Below are 15,549 nucleotides of genomic sequence, written 5' to 3'. Positions count from 1 at the left end.
CGCGAGAGGGCAGGACCCGGTCAGCGCAAGAAGTCCGCGGCGATCTGCTCGGCCAGGGTCTCCAGGAGGGGACCCGCGTCGGCGATGCACCGGGCCACATCCGGCTCCAGGTCCGTCAGGGCGTAGGCGCGACGGATCCCGGCCCTCCCCAACGCCTCGGCGGGAAGCGCGAGCCGCCCGCAGACGGCGACGACCTCGATGCCGGCGGCCCGCGCCGCCGAGGCGACCCCGGCGGGCGCCTTCCCGTGCAGGGTCTGCTCGTCGAGCGACCCCTCACCGGTGATCACCAGCGTGGCCCCGGCCAGCGCGGGCGCGAAGCCGAGGACGTCCAGCATGACCTCGATACCGGCCCGGAACCGCGCCCCGAGCCCGACCAGCGCGCCGTACCCGATCCCCCCGGCGGCCCCCGCACCGGCGGCCTCGGCGTGCTCCAGCGCGGCCGGACCCACCGACTCCGACAGGATCTTCGCGTAGTGGCCCAGCGCCGCGTCCAGCTCGGCGACGTCCTCCGGCGAGGCCCCCTTCTGAGGCCCGTACACGGCGGGCGCGCCCTTGGGCCCGGTCAGCGGGTTGTCGACGTCGCTGGCGAGGACGACGTCCACGTCGGCCAGGCGCGGATCGAGCCCGGAGAGATCGGCGGAGGCCAGCGCGGCGAGCGCCCCGCCGCCCGGTCCGACCGGCGCGCCCGAGCCGTCGAGGAACCGTGCGCCGAGCGCGGCCAGCATCCCCGCGCCGCCGTCCGTCGTGGCGCTGCCGCCGACGCCGAAGACGATGGTGCGCGCGCCCGCGTCGAGCGCGGCGGCGATGACCTCACCGGAGCCGTACGTGGTGGCCGTCAGCGGCGCGAACTCGCCCTCGGGCAGCAGTTGCAGGCCCGACGCCTCCGCCATCTCCACCACGGCCGTGCCGTCGCGCAGCGCCCACGCGGCGGTCACCGGTTCGCCGAGCGGCCCGGTGACCCGCGCCTCGCGGCGCTCGAACCCGGCCGCGACGGCCGCCGCGACGGTGCCGTCACCGCCGTCGGCGACGGGCACGGACTCGACGGTCACCTCGGGCGCCACCCGGCGCAGACCGGCCGTCACCCGCTGTGCGACCTGCACGGCGGTGAGCGAGCCCTTGAACTTGTCCGCCGCGATCAACACGTGCCGCGCGGCCTGTGCAGCGTCCGCCACCTTGCTCCCCTTGCTGTTCGGGCCTTGCTCGCGTCAAGGCAGTCGCGCCGCTGCGACCTTAACCGCAGGAGGGGGCCGCTGCCCATGGTCGTCCGGTCGGCGGGACGGCGCGCCCGACGCTTATTCACTGCTATTTCGGGCCATAGTGGGGCGCCATGAGCACGGAAACGATCGATCAAGCGGCCCCCGAGCCGCCCCCGCCGAGCGGCGACGGCGGCGGTGCCGACGACTCGCCGGACTTCACCGTCGTCGGTACCGGCGTCGCCGTCGTCCTCGCCGTGGTCGCCTGGGCCGCGTTCGGCAAGGACTCCTTCGATCGTGCGTCGGGGACCGCGCTGACCTGGGTCCTGGACAACTTCGCCTGGCTGTTCGTGGTCGCCGCCGACCTCTTCCTCGTCCTGTGCCTGGTGCTGTCGGTGAGCCGGTTCGGCCGGATCCGGCTCGGCCGCGACGACGACGAGCCGGAGTTCACCACGCTCGCCTGGATCGCGATGATGTTCAGCGCGGGCATGGGCATCGGCCTGATGTTCTACGGCGTCGGCGAGCCGCTGACCCACTATCTGAACCCGCCCCCGTCGGCGGGCGTCCAGCCGCGCACGGGCGGCGCCGCGCTGGTGGCGATGGAGTACTCGTTCTTCCACTGGACGCTGACCCCGTGGGCGATCTACGGCATCGCGGGCCTCGCCCTCGCGTACGCGGGCTTCCGCAAGGGCCGCGGCAACCGGCTGAGCGCGGTGTTCGTGCCGCTCATGGGCGAGCGCAGGGCGGCGGGCTGGCCGGGCCGGATCATCGACCTGCTGGCGGTGTTCGCGACGGTCTTCGGCACGGCGACCAGCCTCGGCGTGGGCACGCTGCAGGTGGCCACGGGGCTGCGGCTGACGACGGGCGTCACCGCCTCCACCACGCTCCAGCTGATCATCATCGCCGCGCTCAGCGCCGCGTTCGTCGCCTCGGCCTTCTCCGGGCTGCACAAGGGCGTGAAGTGGCTGAGCACGGCGAACCTCGTGCTCGCGGCCTGTCTGATGCTGTTCGTGTTCGTGCTCGGCCCGACGGTCTACATCCTCGACGTGATCCCGGCGAGCGTCGGCGGCTATCTGCACGAGCTGCTGCCGATGGCGTCGCGCACGGGCGCGTTCACCGACCGGTCGTGGCTGGGCGCGTGGACGATCTTCTACTGGGCGTGGTGGCTGTCCTGGGCGCCGTTCGTGGGGACGTTCATCGCCCGGATCTCGCGCGGCCGGCTCGTCCGCGAGTTCCTGATCGGCGTGCTCCTCGTACCGAGCGGGGCGACGGTGGTCTGGTTCTGCGTCATGGGCGGCACCGGCATCCGGCTCGACGCCACCGGCCGGGTCGACATGTCGGCAAAGGTCTCCGAGGGCGCCGAGGCGTCGCTGTTCGCCATGCTGGACGCGCTGCCGCTGGGCACCATCACGTCGTGGGTGGCGATGATCCTCGTCATGCTCTACTTCATCACGAGCGCCGACTCGGCGTCGCTGGTGATGGGTTCGCTGACCAGCCGGGGCGCGCTGCATCCGCGGACCTGGCTGGTGGTGACCTGGGGCGTGCTGATGGCCGCGGTCGCGGCGGTGCTGCTGGTCGCGGGCGGACTGGAATCCCTGCAGAGCGCCACGATCCTGGTCGCGCTCCCGTTCGTCGTGGTGATGCTCGCACTGTGCTGGGCGCTGCTGAAGGAGCTGCGCGAGGACCCGGGCGCGGGCCCGGCGCGCGGGCAGGCGCTGCACGGGCTGCGGGACGCGGTGCGCACGATGGTCGGCGACGCGCTCACCGAGCGGTCCCCGGAGTCCGGCCGCCACCAGCGGCTCCACCGGCAGGCGGCCAAGTCGCGCGACCAGAAGGACGGTTGAGGGGCCGATGCGGGACAGGTGGCGCGGCGAAACGGGTAGACCGCACTCATGACGCCAACGAGCCCCCAGCTCACCGAACGCGTCCTCGCCGACCGTGTGCTCGGCGGCTGGCTCGGCCGGATCGCGGGCAACATGCTCGGCAAACCGGTCGAGCAGGGCGAGGTGTGGACGCGTGAGCGCATCGACCGCTATCTGCGCCAGGCCGAGGCCCTGCCGCTCACCGACTATCTGCCCGAACCTCCGTCGCGGGAGGTGGAGTCGGCGCTGCGCTCCGAGTGGCGGGCGTGCGTCCGGGGCCGCATCCACGGCAGTTGCCGGGACGACGACGTGGACTACGCGGTGCTCGGCCTGCACCTGCTGGAGACCCACGGGTTCGCCTTCACGACGGAACAGGTCGGCGAGTTGTGGCTGCTGCGGCTGCCCTACCTCCAGACGTTCACGGCGGAGCGCGCGGCGTACCGCAATCTCGCCAACGGCCTGAAGCCGCCGCTCACGGCCACGTACGACAACCCCTGCCAGGAGTGGATCGGCGCGCTGATCCGCGCGGACGTCTTCGGCTGGACCTGTCCGGGCGTCCCGCGCCGCGCGGCCTCCCTGGCCCGCCGCGACGCGGTCCTGTCGCACACGGGCAACGGTGTGTACGGGGCGATGTGGGCGGCGGCCCTGGTGGCGGCCGCGTTCACCGCGCCGGCCCCGCGGTCCGCCCTCGACGCGGCGCTCACGGTGATCCCCGCGAGCAGCCGTCTTGCCCGTGTCGTACGCCGCGTGATCTCGCTCCATGAATCGCGGCTGACCTGGGAGCAGACCCTGGCCACGGTCGAGGAGGAGACCGCGGGGCTCGGCTGGATCCACACCGTGCCGAACGCCGCGGTGATCACGGCCGGACTCCTGTACGGGGACGGCGACTTCACCCGTACCGTGGCCCTGACGGTGCGCGGCGGTCTCGACACGGACTCCAACGGCGCGACGGCCGGTTCGGTGGCCGGGGTGCTGTGCGGGGCGGACGCGATCCCCGCGCAGTGGACCGAGCCGCTGGAGGACCGGGTGCGCAGCGCGGTGTTCGGGTTCGACGGCGTACGGATCAGTGAACTGGCGCGCAGGACGGTCGAGTTGGCGGAGCAGTGAGCCGCGGGTCCGGAAGCGGGGCACACGGGTCGCTCCCGTACCGCCAGGTATGCGCGCCGGCGGGTTCTAGAGTGGGCCGATGACAACCCTCGACTACGCCACGTACATCGCCGGACTCCCCCGGGTCCTGGCGGGCGCCGCCGTTCTGTTCCGCGACAGCGCGGAGCGGATCCTGCTGGTCGAACCGAACTACCGGGACGGCTGGGCACTGCCCGGCGGCACCGTGGAGTCGGACACCGGGGAGAGCCCGCGACAGGGCGCGCGACGCGAGACGCTGGAGGAGATCGGGCTCGACGTGCCGCCCGGGCGGCTGCTCGCCGTGGACTGGGTGCCCGGCACCGGACGGCCGCCGCTGGTGGCGTACCTGTACGACGGCGGAGTGCTGACCGCCGAGCAGATCGAGGCGATCCGGCTCCAGGAGGAGGAGCTGCTGTCGTGGCGGTTCGTGGCCCGCGACGACCTGGACGCGTATCTGCTGGGGTCGCTCGGGCGCCGGGTGCGCTCCGCGCTCGGGGTGCTCGACCGGGGCGCCGGGGCGGCTGAGCTGGAGTGCGGCGAGCCCGTCACCGGTTGATTTGCCCCTTGGGTCCCTGTTCCAGATATTTCCAACCGCGATTCTACGCGCGTTGACAAGTCGTGTGGCGCGGGGTGAGGTTTGCGGGGACAGTTTTTTCCATCCGGAGCAAAGGGGCTCAAGACGGTGGCCAGGAAGATCATCCTCGACTGCGACCCGGGGCACGACGACGCGGTCGCGATGCTGCTCGCGCACGGCAATCCCGACATCGACCTGGTGGCGGTGACCACGGTCGTCGGCAACCAGACCCTGGAGAAGGTGACCCGCAACGCGCTGTCGGTCGCGGCGATCGCCGGGATCACCGGGGTGCCGTTCGCCGCCGGGTGCCCGCGGCCGCTGGTCCGGGAGATCGAGACGGCGCCGGAGATCCACGGCGAGACCGGCCTCGACGGGCCCGAGCTGCCCGCGCCCGCCTTCGACCTCGACCGGCGGCACGCCGTCGACCTGATCATCGACACGGTGATGAGCCACGAGCCGGGCGAGATCACCATCGTCCCCACGGCCGGCCTGACGAACATCGCGCTGGCCGCCCGCAAGGAGCCCCGCATCGTCGAGCGGGTCCGCGAGGTCGTGCTGATGGGCGGCGGCTTCCACGAGGGGAACTGGAGCCCGGTCGCCGAGTTCAACATCGTGATCGACCCCGAGGCCGCGCACATCGTCTTCAACGAGAAGTGGCCGCTGACCATGGTCGGCCTCGACCTCACCCACCAGGCCCTCGCGACCCCGGCCGTCGAGGAGCGGATCCGGGCGGTCGGCACGAAGCCCGCCGCGTTCGTCCTCGAACTGCTCGACTTCTTCCGCGAGGCCTACCGCGAGAACCAGGGCTTCGAGCACCCGCCGGTGCACGACCCGTGCGCGGTCGCGTACGTCATCGACCCGGGCGTCATGACCGTACGGAAGGCGCCCGTCGACATCGAGCTGCGCGGCGCGCTCACCCTCGGCATGACCGTCACCGACCTGCGCTCCCCCGCGCCCGCCGACTGCCACACCCAGGTCGCGGTGGAGCTGGACCACGGCCGGTTCTGGGATCTCGTCGTGGACGCCCTCGTCCGCATCGGAGAGCCCGTCGCATGAACGCCGCCGCCTCCCCCCACACCCCGGCCGGCGACTCCCGCGCGGGGCGCCCGGTCCGGATCGGCGCGCTCATGGTCGCCCTGCTCGCGGCCAGCTTCGCCTTCCAGCTGAACGCCTCGATGCTCAGCCCCGCGCTGGCGACCATGGCGAACGAGCTGAACACCACCGCGTCGGCGGTCGGCGTCACCCAGACGGCCTTCTTCACGGCCGCCGCCCTGTTCTCGCTGTTCCTGCCGCGCCTGGGCGACCTGATCGGCCGCCGCAAGGTGCTCACCGCGATGATGGTCCTGATGGCCGTCGGCTGCGTCGTCTCGGCGCTCGCCGGGTCCGTCGGCATGCTCGCCGTCGGCCGCGTCGTCCAGGGCGCCTCGGGTCCGACCATCCCGCTCGCGCTGATCATGCTGCGCGTCGAGGTCCCCGACCCGAAGAAGTACGGCACCCTCATGGGCATCGTCACGGCCGTCAACGGCGGCATCGCGGGCGTCGACTCCTTCGCGGGCGGCTCGCTCGCCGAGCACGCCGGATACGCGTCGATCTTCTGGGTCATGACCGGCTTCGCGCTCGTCGCGGCCCTGCTCGTGCGCTTCTTCGCGCCCGAGTCGCGCGCCGAGCTGCGGCCGCCGATGGACTGGCCGGGCGTCGCGCTCCTCGTCGTCTCGGTCGGCGCCCTGCTGATCTCGTTCAACGAGGCGGGCAAGCTGGGGAACGCCGACTGGCCGCTCGCCGTCGGCCTGCTCGTCCTCGCCGCCCTCGCCTTCTGGGCGTTCTGGCGGATGGAGACCCGCGCCAAGCACCCCCTGGTCACCACGCGTCTGCTCAAGCGCCGCGCCACCTGGTCGCTGCTCCTGTCGACGATGCTCACCATGACCGGCGTCTTCGCGATCATGAACGGGCTGCTGCCGGGCTTCGCGCAGGACACCTCGGTCGGCCTCGGCCTGGGCGCCGAGGGCGCCACCTGGTGGACGCTCACCCCGTACGCGCTCGCGGGCCTCGCCATGGGCCCGGTCTCCGGACGCCTCGCGGCGACGTACGGCTACGGCCGCATCCTGCGCGTCGGCCTGATCGCCACGGCCGCCGCCACCGTCCTCGCCCTCGTGACCCTGCGGACGGACTCGTCGGGGCTGCTGCTGACCGTCTCGATCCTGCTGGGCGTCACCTACGCGGGCACGGTCAACATCATGCTGAACGGCTTCGGCATCGTGCTCTCCCCGAAGGAGAACCCGGGCTTCCTGCCGGGCCTGAACGCGGGCTGCTTCAACCTGGGCGCGGGCCTCAGCTTCGTCGTCCTGTACGCGGCCATGGACGCGGTCGCCCCCTCGGGCGGTACGTCGATCGGCGGCTACAGCGCGGGCGTGATCGCCGGCCTGGTCCTCATCGTGGCGGCCCTGCTCGTCTCGACGCTGATCCCGAAGCCGGTCGACGCGGAGGCGACCGACTGACCTACCCTCGGCGTCATGACCACGTCCACGCCGCTCGTCGCGATCCTCACCGGCGCCGGGATCAGCACCGATTCCGGGATCCCCGACTACCGGGGGCCGAACGGGGTGTGGCGCAAGGATCCCGACGCCGAGAAACTCGTCACGTACGAGTACTACATGAACGACCCGGAGATCCGGCGCCGCGCCTGGCAGGTACGGCGCCGCAGCGGCACCCTCGCCGCCGAGCCGAACGCCGCGCACCGCGCGATCACGGACCTGGAACGCTCCGGCGCCCCCGTCCGGGTCATCACGCAGAACGTCGACGGGCTGCACCAGCGCGCGGGGATGCCCGCCCGCAAGGTGCTTGAGCTGCACGGTTCGGCGCGGGAGTTCGTGTGCACGGGGTGCGGGGAGCGCGGCCCGATGGAGGCGGCGATCGCACGGGTCGAGGCGGGCGAGGCCGACCCGGGATGCGTGGTCTGCGGTTCCGTCCTCAAATCGACGACCGTCATGTTCGGCGAGAACCTGAACCCGGTCGTGCTCGCCGAGGCGGTCGCGGTCACCGAGGCGTGCGAGGTGTTCTTCGCGGTCGGCTCGTCGCTCCAGGTGCATCCCGCGGCGGGCCTCGCGGGGCTCGCGGCCGAGCACGGCGCCCGCCTGGTCGTGGTGAACGCCGAGCCGACCCCGTACGACGACGTGGCCGACGAGGTCGTACGGGAGCCGATCGGGACGGCGCTCCCGCGGCTGCTGTCAGAAGTGCGTGGCGATCCCGAAGACGCGGCGTAGCTGCGCCATGTCGTGCAGGTCGCGCTCCCTCGGCTCGTAGCCCTGGTGGAAGGAGACCTGCTGCTCGGCCGAGAGGCACGGGACGGTGGTTCCGGCGACGGCGCCCGTCGTGAAGGCCGCGGCCGGGTAGCGGAAGGGGCGGCCGGGTTCGGGGGACGCCTGGACCGCCGAGCCGTCGTCCGCGAAGACCAGCGGGTGCAGATCGATCTCGCGGCCGTCGGGGGCCGTGACGACGAACCGGACGGGTCGCCGGCTCAGGCTCTCCCGGAACCCGGCCGCGGCGAGCGCCGCGACCACGGCGGGCTCCTGCTCCCGGCGGTGCATCAGGTCGAGGTCGTGGTGGTCCCGGGTCTGCTCGCCGACGAGGGCGTCGATGCCCCACCCGCCGCCGATCCAGACCTCGGCACCCGCCTCCCGCAGCAGTTCCAGCACGGATCTCACGTCGTCGGCCGTCATCACGCGGGGCAGCCTAGAACAGTGCGGCGCCCCGCTCGAAGTCGAGCAGGCGGCGCTTGCGGTCGAGGCCGCCGCCGTAGCCGGTCAGGTCGCCGTTCGCGCCGATGACGCGGTGGCAGGGGACGATGACGCCGACCGGGTTCTTGCCGTTGGCGAGGCCGACGGCGCGGGAGGCGTTGGGCTTGCCGAGGGCTTCGGCGAGTTCGCCGTAGGTGCGGGTCTCGCCGTACGGGATCCGCTGGAGCTGTTCCCAGACGGACCGCTGGAACGGTGTGCCGGCCAGGGCGAGCGGCAGGTCGAAGCTGGTCAACTCGCCCTGGAAGTAGGCGTTCAGCTGGTCGACGACGACGCCGAAGGGCCGCTCGTCGCGGACACCGAAGGTCTCCTCGGCGGGGCGGTGGCGCTGGTCGGTCATGTAGAGGCCGCAGAGGGTGCCGTCGTCGGCGACGAGGGTGAGCGGCCCGTAGGGGCTGTCGATGACGGTGTGCTGCTTCCGGACGGACATGGTGTGCATCCCTTACGCGGGGAGGAAGTTGATCGGGTGGTCGTCGGTGGCCCACAGGTACTGGGTCGCGTACGCCCGCCAGGGGCGCCACGCGGCGGCCCGTGCGGTGAGCGCCACCGGGGTGTGCGGCAGACCCAACTGCTGTGCGGCGCGCCGCATTCCGAGATCGGTGGGCAGGAAGGCGTCGGGGTCGCCGAGGGCGCGCATCGCGATGGCCTCGACGGTCCAGGGTCCGAAGCCGGGCAGCTCCGCGAGCCGGGCGCGCGCCTCGTCCCAGTCGGATTCGGGGCCCAACGTCAGCTCGCCGTCGGCGAGTTGCCGTACGAGCGTGAGGAGCGTGGTGCGTCGGCTGCGCGGCAGCGCGAGGGACTCGGGGTCGAGCGAGGCGAGGGCGTCCGGCGACGGGAAGAGGTGGGTGAGCCCGCCCTCCGGGTCCTCGACCGGGTCGCCGTGGGCGAGGACGAGCCGTGCGGCGTGGGTGCGGGCGGCGGCCGTGGAGACCTGCTGCCCGAGCACGGCCCGCACCGCGAACTCGGCCTCGTCGACGGTGCGCGGCACCCGGCGGCCCGGCGCCTTGTCGACGAGGGGCGCGAGCAGCGGATCGGTGCGCAGCCGGTCGTCGACGGCGACCGGATCGGCGTCGAGGTCCAGCATGCGGCGGCAGCGGCTGATCGCGACGGTGAGGTCGCGCTGGTCGGTGAGGACGAGCCGGCAGCCGATGTGGTCGGGGCCCGGGGTGAGGCTCACGATGCCGTGCCCGTACGGCAGCCGGAGGGTGCGGCGGTAGGCGCCGTCGCGCCACTCCTCGACGCCCGGCACGCCGGTCGCGGCGAGGTGGCCGAAGAGGTTGTCGGGGTTGAGGGGTGTGCGGAACGGCAGTCTCAGGGTGAGCGCGCCGGGGGTGCTCGTCCGGCCGTGCGGGGCGCGGGTACGCAGTTCGCTCGGGGTGAGGGCGTAGACCTCGCGGACGGTGTCGTTGAACGCGCGGACGGACGAGAATCCGGCGGCGAACGCGATGTCCGCCATGGGCATGCCGGTCGTCTCGACGAGCAGCCGCGCGGTCTGGGCGCGCTGGGCGCGGGCGAGGGCGAGCGGGCCCGCGCCCAGCTCGGCGAGGAGCTGGCGCTCGATCTGCCGCTCGCTGTACCCGAGCAGCCGGGCGAGCCCCGGCACGCCGTCCCGGTCGACGACGCCGTCGCCGATGAGCCGCATCGCGCGGGCGGTGAGGTCGGCGCGCCGGTTCCACTCCGGGGAGCCCGGACTGGTGTCGGGCCTGCACCGCTTGCAGGCCCGGAATCCGGCCTGCTGGCAGGCGGCGGCGCTGGCGTAGAACTCCATGTTCCGGGGCTTGGGCGGCACGACCGGGCAGCCGGGCCGGCAGTAGATGCGGGTGGTCTTGACGGCGGTGAAGAACACCCCGTCGAACCGGGTGTCCTTGGCCTGCACGGCGCGCACGCACCGCTCGAAGTCGGTGTGCATGGCGCCGGCCTGAGCCTGTTCGGTGGACATGTCTCAAGCATCGACCATGGTGAGGGTCTTGGCTGGCGGAAATCCGACATGGACGTGAAGCGCCCCGTCAGGGGCGCGGGGAACTGCGCGACCGGCCACGACGGCGCGACACCCGACAACAGACCCCCTGAGTGCCGCCAGGCACTCCAGGGGCGCGAGGAACTGCGCGACCGGCCACGACGAGACCCGCACCCGCCGACAACAGAAACCCGCAACGGCGCGAAGGCGCCCCCGCACCTCGACCCCGTCAGCCCAGATACTCCGCAAAAGCAGCCCGGGCCCCCTCGTCGAACACCACGAACCGCACCTCCCGCACACCCCCGGGCGGAGCCCCCCGTACGGTCTCGACAGCAATCCGCGCCCCGTCCCCCAGCGGCCACCGATAGACCCCGGTGGAGATCGCCGGAAACGCCACACTCCGCACCTGAAGCTGCTCGGCGACCTTCAGCGACTCCCGGTAGCAGGACGCGAGCAGCTCCGAGCGGTCCTCGGTCTCCGACCAGCGCGGGCCGACGGTGTGGATGACGTACCGCGCGGGGAGCCGCCCGGCGGTGGTGGCGACGGCCCGGCCGACGGGCAGCCCCTTGCCGTAGTGGGACGCGCGGAGCCTGCGGCACTCGGCGAGGATCTCGGGCCCGCCGCGCCGGTGGATGGCGCCGTCGACTCCCCCGCCGCCGAGCAGCGACGAGTTCGCGGCGTTGACCACGGCGTCCACGTCCTGCTCGGTGATGTCGCCCCGGACGAGGACGAGCCGGGGCCCCTCGGGGGTGCTCATGCGGCCCGCAGCCTGCGCCAGACGGCCTTGGCCGCGTTGTGCCCCGACATGCCGTGCACGCCGGGGCCCGGCGGCGACGCGGACGAGCAGATGAAGACGGCGGGGTGGGGGGTCGTGTACGGGGACAGCGACAGCTTGGGCCGCAGCAGCAGCTGGAGTCCGCTGGCGGCACCGCTGGCGATGTCGCCGCCCACGTAGTTGGCGTTGCGCTCGGCCAGCTGCGGCGGGCCCGCCGTGGCGCGGGCGAGCACCAGATCCCTGAACCCGGGCGCGAACCGCTCCAGTTGGCGCTCGACGGCGTCGGTCAGGTCACCGTCCCAGCCGTTGGGCACATGCCCGTACGCCCAGAACGTGTGCTTGCCCTCGGGGGCGCGCGTCGGGTCGACGACGGTCGGCTGGACGGTGATCAGGAACGGCGCCTCGGGCGCCCGGCCCTCGCGCGACGCGGCGTGCAGGGCCCTGGCGATGTCGCGGCGGTACGGGCCGACCTGGACGGTTCCGGCGGTGCGGGCCTCCTCGGCGGTCCACGGCACCGGGCCGTCGAGCGCGTAGTCGACCTTGAAGATGCTGGAGCCGTAGCGGAAGCGGTCGTAGTAGCGGCCCAGGCCCGCGATCCTGGCGAGGGCGGTGGGTGAGGTGTCGAAGATGTAGGCGCGGGCGGGCGGCAGGTCGTCGAGCCGCTTCACCTCGTAGTCGGTGTGGATCGCGCCGCCGAGGTCCTTCAGGTACCCGGCGAGGGCGTCGGAGATGGCCTGGGAGCCGCCCCGCGCGAGCGGCCAGCCGCGCGCGTGGGCGGCGAGCGCGAAGACGAGACCGATGGCGGAGGTCGCGAAGCCGCCGAGCGGGGCGATGACGTGGGCGACCAGGCCCGCGAAGAGCGCGGCGGCCCGGTCGTCGCGGAAGCGGCGGGTCAGCCACGTCGACGGCTGGAGGCCGACGAGGCCGAAGCGGGCGAGGGTGACCGGGTCGCGCGGCAGCGCGCTGAGCGGCAGCGACATGAAGTCGCGGACCAGGGTGTCCCAGTGCGGCAGCAGCGGCTCGACGAGACGGCGGTACGCGCCCGCGTCGCGCGGCCCGAACGAGGCGGCGGTCTCGGCGACGGAACGGGACAGCACGGCCGCGGTCCCGTCGGGGAACGGGTGCGCCATGGGCAGCGCGGCGTGCACCCACTCCAGGCCGTACCGCTCCAGCGGCATCGCCCGGAACGCCGGGGAGTTGATGCCCAGGGGGTGCGAGGCGGAGCACGGGTCGTGGCGGAAGCCGGGCAGCGTCAGCTCCTCGGTGCGCGCGCCGCCGCCCACGGTGTCCTTGGCCTCGAACAGGGCGACGGAGAATCCGCGCCTGGCCAGTTCGACGGCAGCGGTCAGCCCGTTGGGCCCCGCACCCACCACGACGGCGTCGAGCATCGACGGCACCTTCGGACTCCTTCGTCAGCCGATGGCCACTGCCCGGACAGGATATGCCGGGGCGCCGACAGTGCCGGGTGCGGGTGGCGTGCGGCGTATGCCGCGCCGGTCAGGCTCCGCCCGACAGCAGCCCGCGTATCCGCTCCGCGGTCCGGGCGTCCCGCGCCGCCGTGAACGGCAGCGCGTTGCCCCCGGTGATCCGGAACGGCTGCCCGTCGCGCGTGAGGTGGGCGCCGCCCGCCTCCTCGACGAGGAGCAGTCCGGCCGCGTGGTCCCAGGCCAGCTCCCAGCTGAAGGCGAGGGCGTCGAGGGTGCCGCGGGCGACGGCCAGGTACTCCAGGCCGGCCGATCCGCAGGGGCGCGGGGCGATGCCGTCGGTGCGCAGGCCGAGCAGGGCCCGCTTCTGCGCGTCGGTGGTGTAGTCGGGGTGCGAGGTGGCGACCCGGAGGTCCCGGCCGGTGTCGGGTGAACCGGCGTGCAGCTCCCGCCCGTTGAGCCGTGCGCCCCGGCCGCGGACGGCCACCGCGAACTCGTCGAGCGCGGGTGCCCAGGTCCAGGAGGCGAGCACGACGCCGTCGAGCGCGAGGGCGACGAGGGTGCAGAAGCCGGGGTCGCCGTGGACGAACTGGCGGGTTCCGTCGACCGGGTCGACGATCCAGACGGGCGCCGCGCCGCGGATCTCCTCGTACCGCGCGGGGTCGGCGGCGACGGCCTCCTCGCCGACGACGACGGAGCCGGGGAGCAGGGCGGGCAGCTCCCGGGTGAGGAATTCCTCGGCGCGCTTGTCGGCGACGGTCACGAGGTCGTGCGGGGCGCTCTTCTGCTCGATCTCGTGCGAGGCGAGCTGCCGGAAGCGCGGGGTGATCTCGGCGGCGGCCGCGGCGCGGACGGTCCGCTCCACGTCGGTCAGGAGCTGGTCGGTGACCTTGCTGGTCAGAAAGTCGTCGATGCTTTCTGTCGTTGTTTCGATCATGTCTCCATGAGAACACGGCCCACTGACAACGCGTACCGAGGAGGTGAACGAGGGGTGGACTAGCCGTGAAATCGGCGGGTCCACCCCTCGGGACGTCGGTGCCGGTCAGCGGCCGACGGCGTATCCCTGCATCCCGCGCGGGTTCGCCGCCGCGGACAGGACGCCGGTGCGCGGGTCGCGGGCGACCGCGCACAGGCGGCCCTCGGACCAGGCGTCGCCGACGGTCACGTCGTGGCCGCGCCGGCGCAGCTCGGCGATGACGTCCTCGGCCAGCCGCGACTCGACGGTCACCGACCCCGGGCGCATGCCACGCGGGAAGAAGGAGCCGGGGAAGGAGTCGTTGTGCCAGTTCGGGGCGTCGATGGCGCCTTGCAGGTCGAGCCCGCCGCGGACCTCGCCGCCCAGCGCCACGGCCAGGAAGAAGTGCACCTGCCACTGGTCCTGCTGGTCGCCGCCCGGTGTGCCGAACGCCATGACGGGGACGCCGTCCTTCAGGGCGAGGGACGGGGTGAGCGTGGTGCGGGGGCGGCGGCCGGGGGTGAGCGAGTTGGGCAGCCCCTCGTCGAGCCAGGCCATCTGGAGGCGCGTGCCGAGCGGGAAGCCCAGTTCGGGCACGACCGGGTTGGACTGGAGCCAGCCGCCGGAGGGGGTGGCGGCGACCATGTTGCCCCAGCGGTCGACGACGTCCAGGTGGCAGGTGTCGCCGCGGGTGCCGCCGTCCTTGGCCACGGTGGGCTCGCCGGCGCCCGCGCCCGCGACGCCCATCGCGTCGAAGCCGGCCTCGCCGGAGGCGACCGCGTGGGCGTGCGCGCTCAGCCGGGGCTCGGCGCCGAGGGGGCTGCCGGGGCGCAGCTCGTGCGAGGCCTTCTCGGGGTCGATCAGGGTGCGGCGGGCGGCGTTGTACTCGTCCGAGAGGAGCGCGTCCACGGGGACCTGCTCGGCGTCGCCGTACCAGGCCTCGCGGTCGGCCATGGCGAGCTTGCAGCCCTCTATGAGCAGGTGGACGTAGTCGGCCGACCCGTAGGCGGGCAGTTCCGGCGGGAGCAGGGCGAGCTGCTGGAGGAAGGCGGGTCCCTGGCTCCAGCCGCCCGCCTTGCACAGGGTCCAGCCGTTCCAGTCGTATGTGGCCGGGGCCTCGTAGGTCGCCTCCCAGGAGGCCAGGTCGGCCAGGGTGAGGGTGCCGGTGTGGCGCTCGCCGCTGGTGTCCATGGTGGGCCGCTGCGACTGGCGGACCAGGGCCTCGGCGATGAAGCCCTCGCGCCAGACGCGGCGGGCCTCCTCGATCTGCGCGACGCGGTCGGAGCCGACCGCCTCGGCCTCGGCCGTCAGCCGCTTCCAGGTGGCGGCGAGCTGCCGGTTGCGCAGGAGCTCGCCGGGGCGGGGCGCCTCGCCGTCGACGAGGTAGACCTCGGCGGACGACGGCCACTCGGTCTCGAACAGCTCGCGGACCGTCTCGACGGTCTGGCCGACGCGCTCGACAGGGGCGTGGCCGTCCTCGGCGTAGCCGATGGCGTACTTCAGGACCTCGGCGAGGGTCTTGGTGCCGTGGTCCTTCAGGAGCAGCATCCAGGCGTCGAAGGCGCCGGGCACGGCGGCGGCGAGCGGGCCGGTGCCCGGTACCAGGTCGAGGCCGAGCGCCTTGTAGTGCGCGACGGTGGCTCCGGCGGGGGCCACGCCCTGGCCGCACAGCACGCGGACCTCGCCGCCCGCCGGGGCGACGATCATCGGCACCTCGCCGGCCGGGCCGTTCAGGTGGGGCTCGACGACGTGCAGCACGAAGCCCGCGGCGACGGCCGCGTCGTAGGCGTTGCCGCCGTCCTCCAGGACCGCCATCGCGGACTGGGAGGCGAGGTAGTGCGTGGAGGACACCATGCCGAAGGTGCCCTGGAGGGTCGGCCGGGTGGTGAACAA

General features: G+C 73.4%; 14 protein-coding genes. 6 read left to right on the top strand and 8 right to left on the bottom strand.

The features are described 5' to 3' along the window. Positions 1-20: 20 nt before the first annotated feature. Entirely contained in the window at positions 21-1,172 is a 1,152-nt protein-coding gene (locus tag ABII15_RS31510; RefSeq protein WP_353945667.1) for a glycerate kinase, read from the bottom strand. Between the two features lie 155 nt (positions 1,173-1,327). Here ABII15_RS31510 and ABII15_RS31505 point away from each other — a divergent pair, with 155 nt between their 5' ends. The 6 genes from ABII15_RS31505 to ABII15_RS31480 all read left to right on the top strand — a co-directional run bounded on the left by ABII15_RS31505 (position 1,328) and on the right by ABII15_RS31480 (position 8,014). Further along, positions 1,328-3,037: a BCCT family transporter gene (locus tag ABII15_RS31505; RefSeq protein WP_353945666.1), complete on the top strand. Its 1,710-nt coding sequence runs from the start codon at positions 1,328-1,330 to the stop codon at positions 3,035-3,037. 48 nt (positions 3,038-3,085) lie between these two features. Beyond that, positions 3,086-4,162: an ADP-ribosylglycohydrolase family protein gene (locus ABII15_RS31500; RefSeq protein ID WP_353945665.1), complete on the top strand. Its 1,077-nt coding sequence runs from the start codon at positions 3,086-3,088 to the stop codon at positions 4,160-4,162. Positions 4,163-4,241: 79 nt separating this feature from the next. Beyond that, a complete protein-coding gene (locus tag ABII15_RS31495) occupies positions 4,242-4,736 on the top strand; it encodes an NUDIX hydrolase (protein WP_353945664.1) in 495 nt (164 codons plus the stop codon). 126 nt (positions 4,737-4,862) lie between these two features. Further along, entirely contained in the window at positions 4,863-5,810 is a 948-nt protein-coding gene (locus tag ABII15_RS31490) for a nucleoside hydrolase (RefSeq protein ID WP_353945663.1), read from the top strand. Then, positions 5,807-7,249 (top strand): MFS transporter, encoded by a 1,443-nt coding sequence (locus tag ABII15_RS31485; protein ID WP_353945662.1) that lies wholly within the window; start codon positions 5,807-5,809, stop codon positions 7,247-7,249. The genes ABII15_RS31490 and ABII15_RS31485 overlap by 4 nt, the downstream gene beginning before the upstream one ends. Before the next feature lie 15 nt (positions 7,250-7,264). Then, complete coding sequence (locus ABII15_RS31480) at positions 7,265-8,014, top strand: Sir2 family NAD-dependent protein deacetylase (protein WP_353945661.1); 750 nt, start codon at positions 7,265-7,267, stop codon at positions 8,012-8,014. Here ABII15_RS31480 and ABII15_RS31475 read toward each other — a convergent pair. From ABII15_RS31475 to ABII15_RS31445, 7 genes are all read right to left on the bottom strand, one after another. After that, positions 7,979-8,470: an amino acid transporter gene (locus tag ABII15_RS31475; RefSeq protein WP_353947261.1), complete on the bottom strand. Its 492-nt coding sequence runs from the start codon at positions 8,468-8,470 to the stop codon at positions 7,979-7,981. The two genes, ABII15_RS31480 and ABII15_RS31475, sit on opposite strands and share 36 nt — an antisense overlap. A gap of 13 nt (positions 8,471-8,483) precedes the next feature. Beyond that, positions 8,484-8,975, bottom strand: a complete 492-nt coding sequence (locus ABII15_RS31470) for a methylated-DNA--[protein]-cysteine S-methyltransferase (RefSeq protein ID WP_353945660.1) — start codon at positions 8,973-8,975, stop codon at positions 8,484-8,486. Positions 8,976-8,987: 12 nt separating this feature from the next. Next, on the bottom strand, positions 8,988-10,454 hold the full coding sequence (locus ABII15_RS31465; RefSeq protein WP_353947260.1) for an AlkA N-terminal domain-containing protein: 1,467 nt from the start codon (positions 10,452-10,454) through the stop codon (positions 8,988-8,990). A gap of 277 nt (positions 10,455-10,731) precedes the next feature. Next, complete coding sequence (locus ABII15_RS31460; RefSeq protein ID WP_353945659.1) at positions 10,732-11,259, bottom strand: O-acetyl-ADP-ribose deacetylase; 528 nt, start codon at positions 11,257-11,259, stop codon at positions 10,732-10,734. Beyond that, positions 11,256-12,674, bottom strand: a complete 1,419-nt coding sequence (locus tag ABII15_RS31455) for an NAD(P)/FAD-dependent oxidoreductase (RefSeq protein WP_353945658.1) — start codon at positions 12,672-12,674, stop codon at positions 11,256-11,258. Before ABII15_RS31455 ends, ABII15_RS31460 begins: the two co-directional genes overlap by 4 nt. Before the next feature lie 100 nt (positions 12,675-12,774). Further along, positions 12,775-13,638 carry an inositol monophosphatase family protein gene (locus tag ABII15_RS31450; RefSeq protein ID WP_353945657.1) on the bottom strand — a complete coding sequence of 288 codons (864 nt, stop codon included), beginning with the start codon at positions 13,636-13,638 and terminating at the stop codon, positions 12,775-12,777. 105 nt (positions 13,639-13,743) lie between these two features. Next, complete coding sequence (locus ABII15_RS31445) at positions 13,744-15,549, bottom strand: gamma-glutamyltransferase (protein WP_353945656.1); 1,806 nt, start codon at positions 15,547-15,549, stop codon at positions 13,744-13,746.

It is taken from the genome of Streptomyces sp. HUAS MG91, from assembly GCF_040529335.1.
Taxonomy (GTDB): Bacteria; Actinomycetota; Actinomycetes; order Streptomycetales; family Streptomycetaceae; genus Streptomyces; species Streptomyces tabacisoli.
The sequence above is the reverse complement of the archived record's forward strand: the minus strand, read 5'-3'. Positions and strand labels throughout refer to the sequence as shown.

What these genes read in the sequence shown, in the direction of transcription:
- ABII15_RS31470 (WP_353945660.1), bottom strand. Translation starts at nt 8,975, where the DNA reads ATGTCCGTCCGGAAGCAGCACACCGTCATCGACAGCCCCTACGGGCCG.
- ABII15_RS31500 (WP_353945665.1), top strand. Translation starts at nt 3,086, where the DNA reads ATGACGCCAACGAGCCCCCAGCTCACCGAACGCGTCCTCGCCGACCGT.
- ABII15_RS31475 (WP_353947261.1), bottom strand. Translation starts at nt 8,470, where the DNA reads ATGACGGCCGACGACGTGAGATCCGTGCTGGAACTGCTGCGGGAGGCG.
- ABII15_RS31460 (WP_353945659.1), bottom strand. Translation starts at nt 11,259, where the DNA reads ATGAGCACCCCCGAGGGGCCCCGGCTCGTCCTCGTCCGGGGCGACATC.
- ABII15_RS31465 (WP_353947260.1), bottom strand. Translation starts at nt 10,454, where the DNA reads ATGCACACCGACTTCGAGCGGTGCGTGCGCGCCGTGCAGGCCAAGGAC.
- ABII15_RS31485 (WP_353945662.1), top strand. Translation starts at nt 5,807, where the DNA reads ATGAACGCCGCCGCCTCCCCCCACACCCCGGCCGGCGACTCCCGCGCG.
- ABII15_RS31495 (WP_353945664.1), top strand. Translation starts at nt 4,242, where the DNA reads ATGACAACCCTCGACTACGCCACGTACATCGCCGGACTCCCCCGGGTC.
- ABII15_RS31505 (WP_353945666.1), top strand. Translation starts at nt 1,328, where the DNA reads ATGAGCACGGAAACGATCGATCAAGCGGCCCCCGAGCCGCCCCCGCCG.
- ABII15_RS31450 (WP_353945657.1), bottom strand. Translation starts at nt 13,638, where the DNA reads ATGATCGAAACAACGACAGAAAGCATCGACGACTTTCTGACCAGCAAG.
- ABII15_RS31480 (WP_353945661.1), top strand. Translation starts at nt 7,265, where the DNA reads ATGACCACGTCCACGCCGCTCGTCGCGATCCTCACCGGCGCCGGGATC.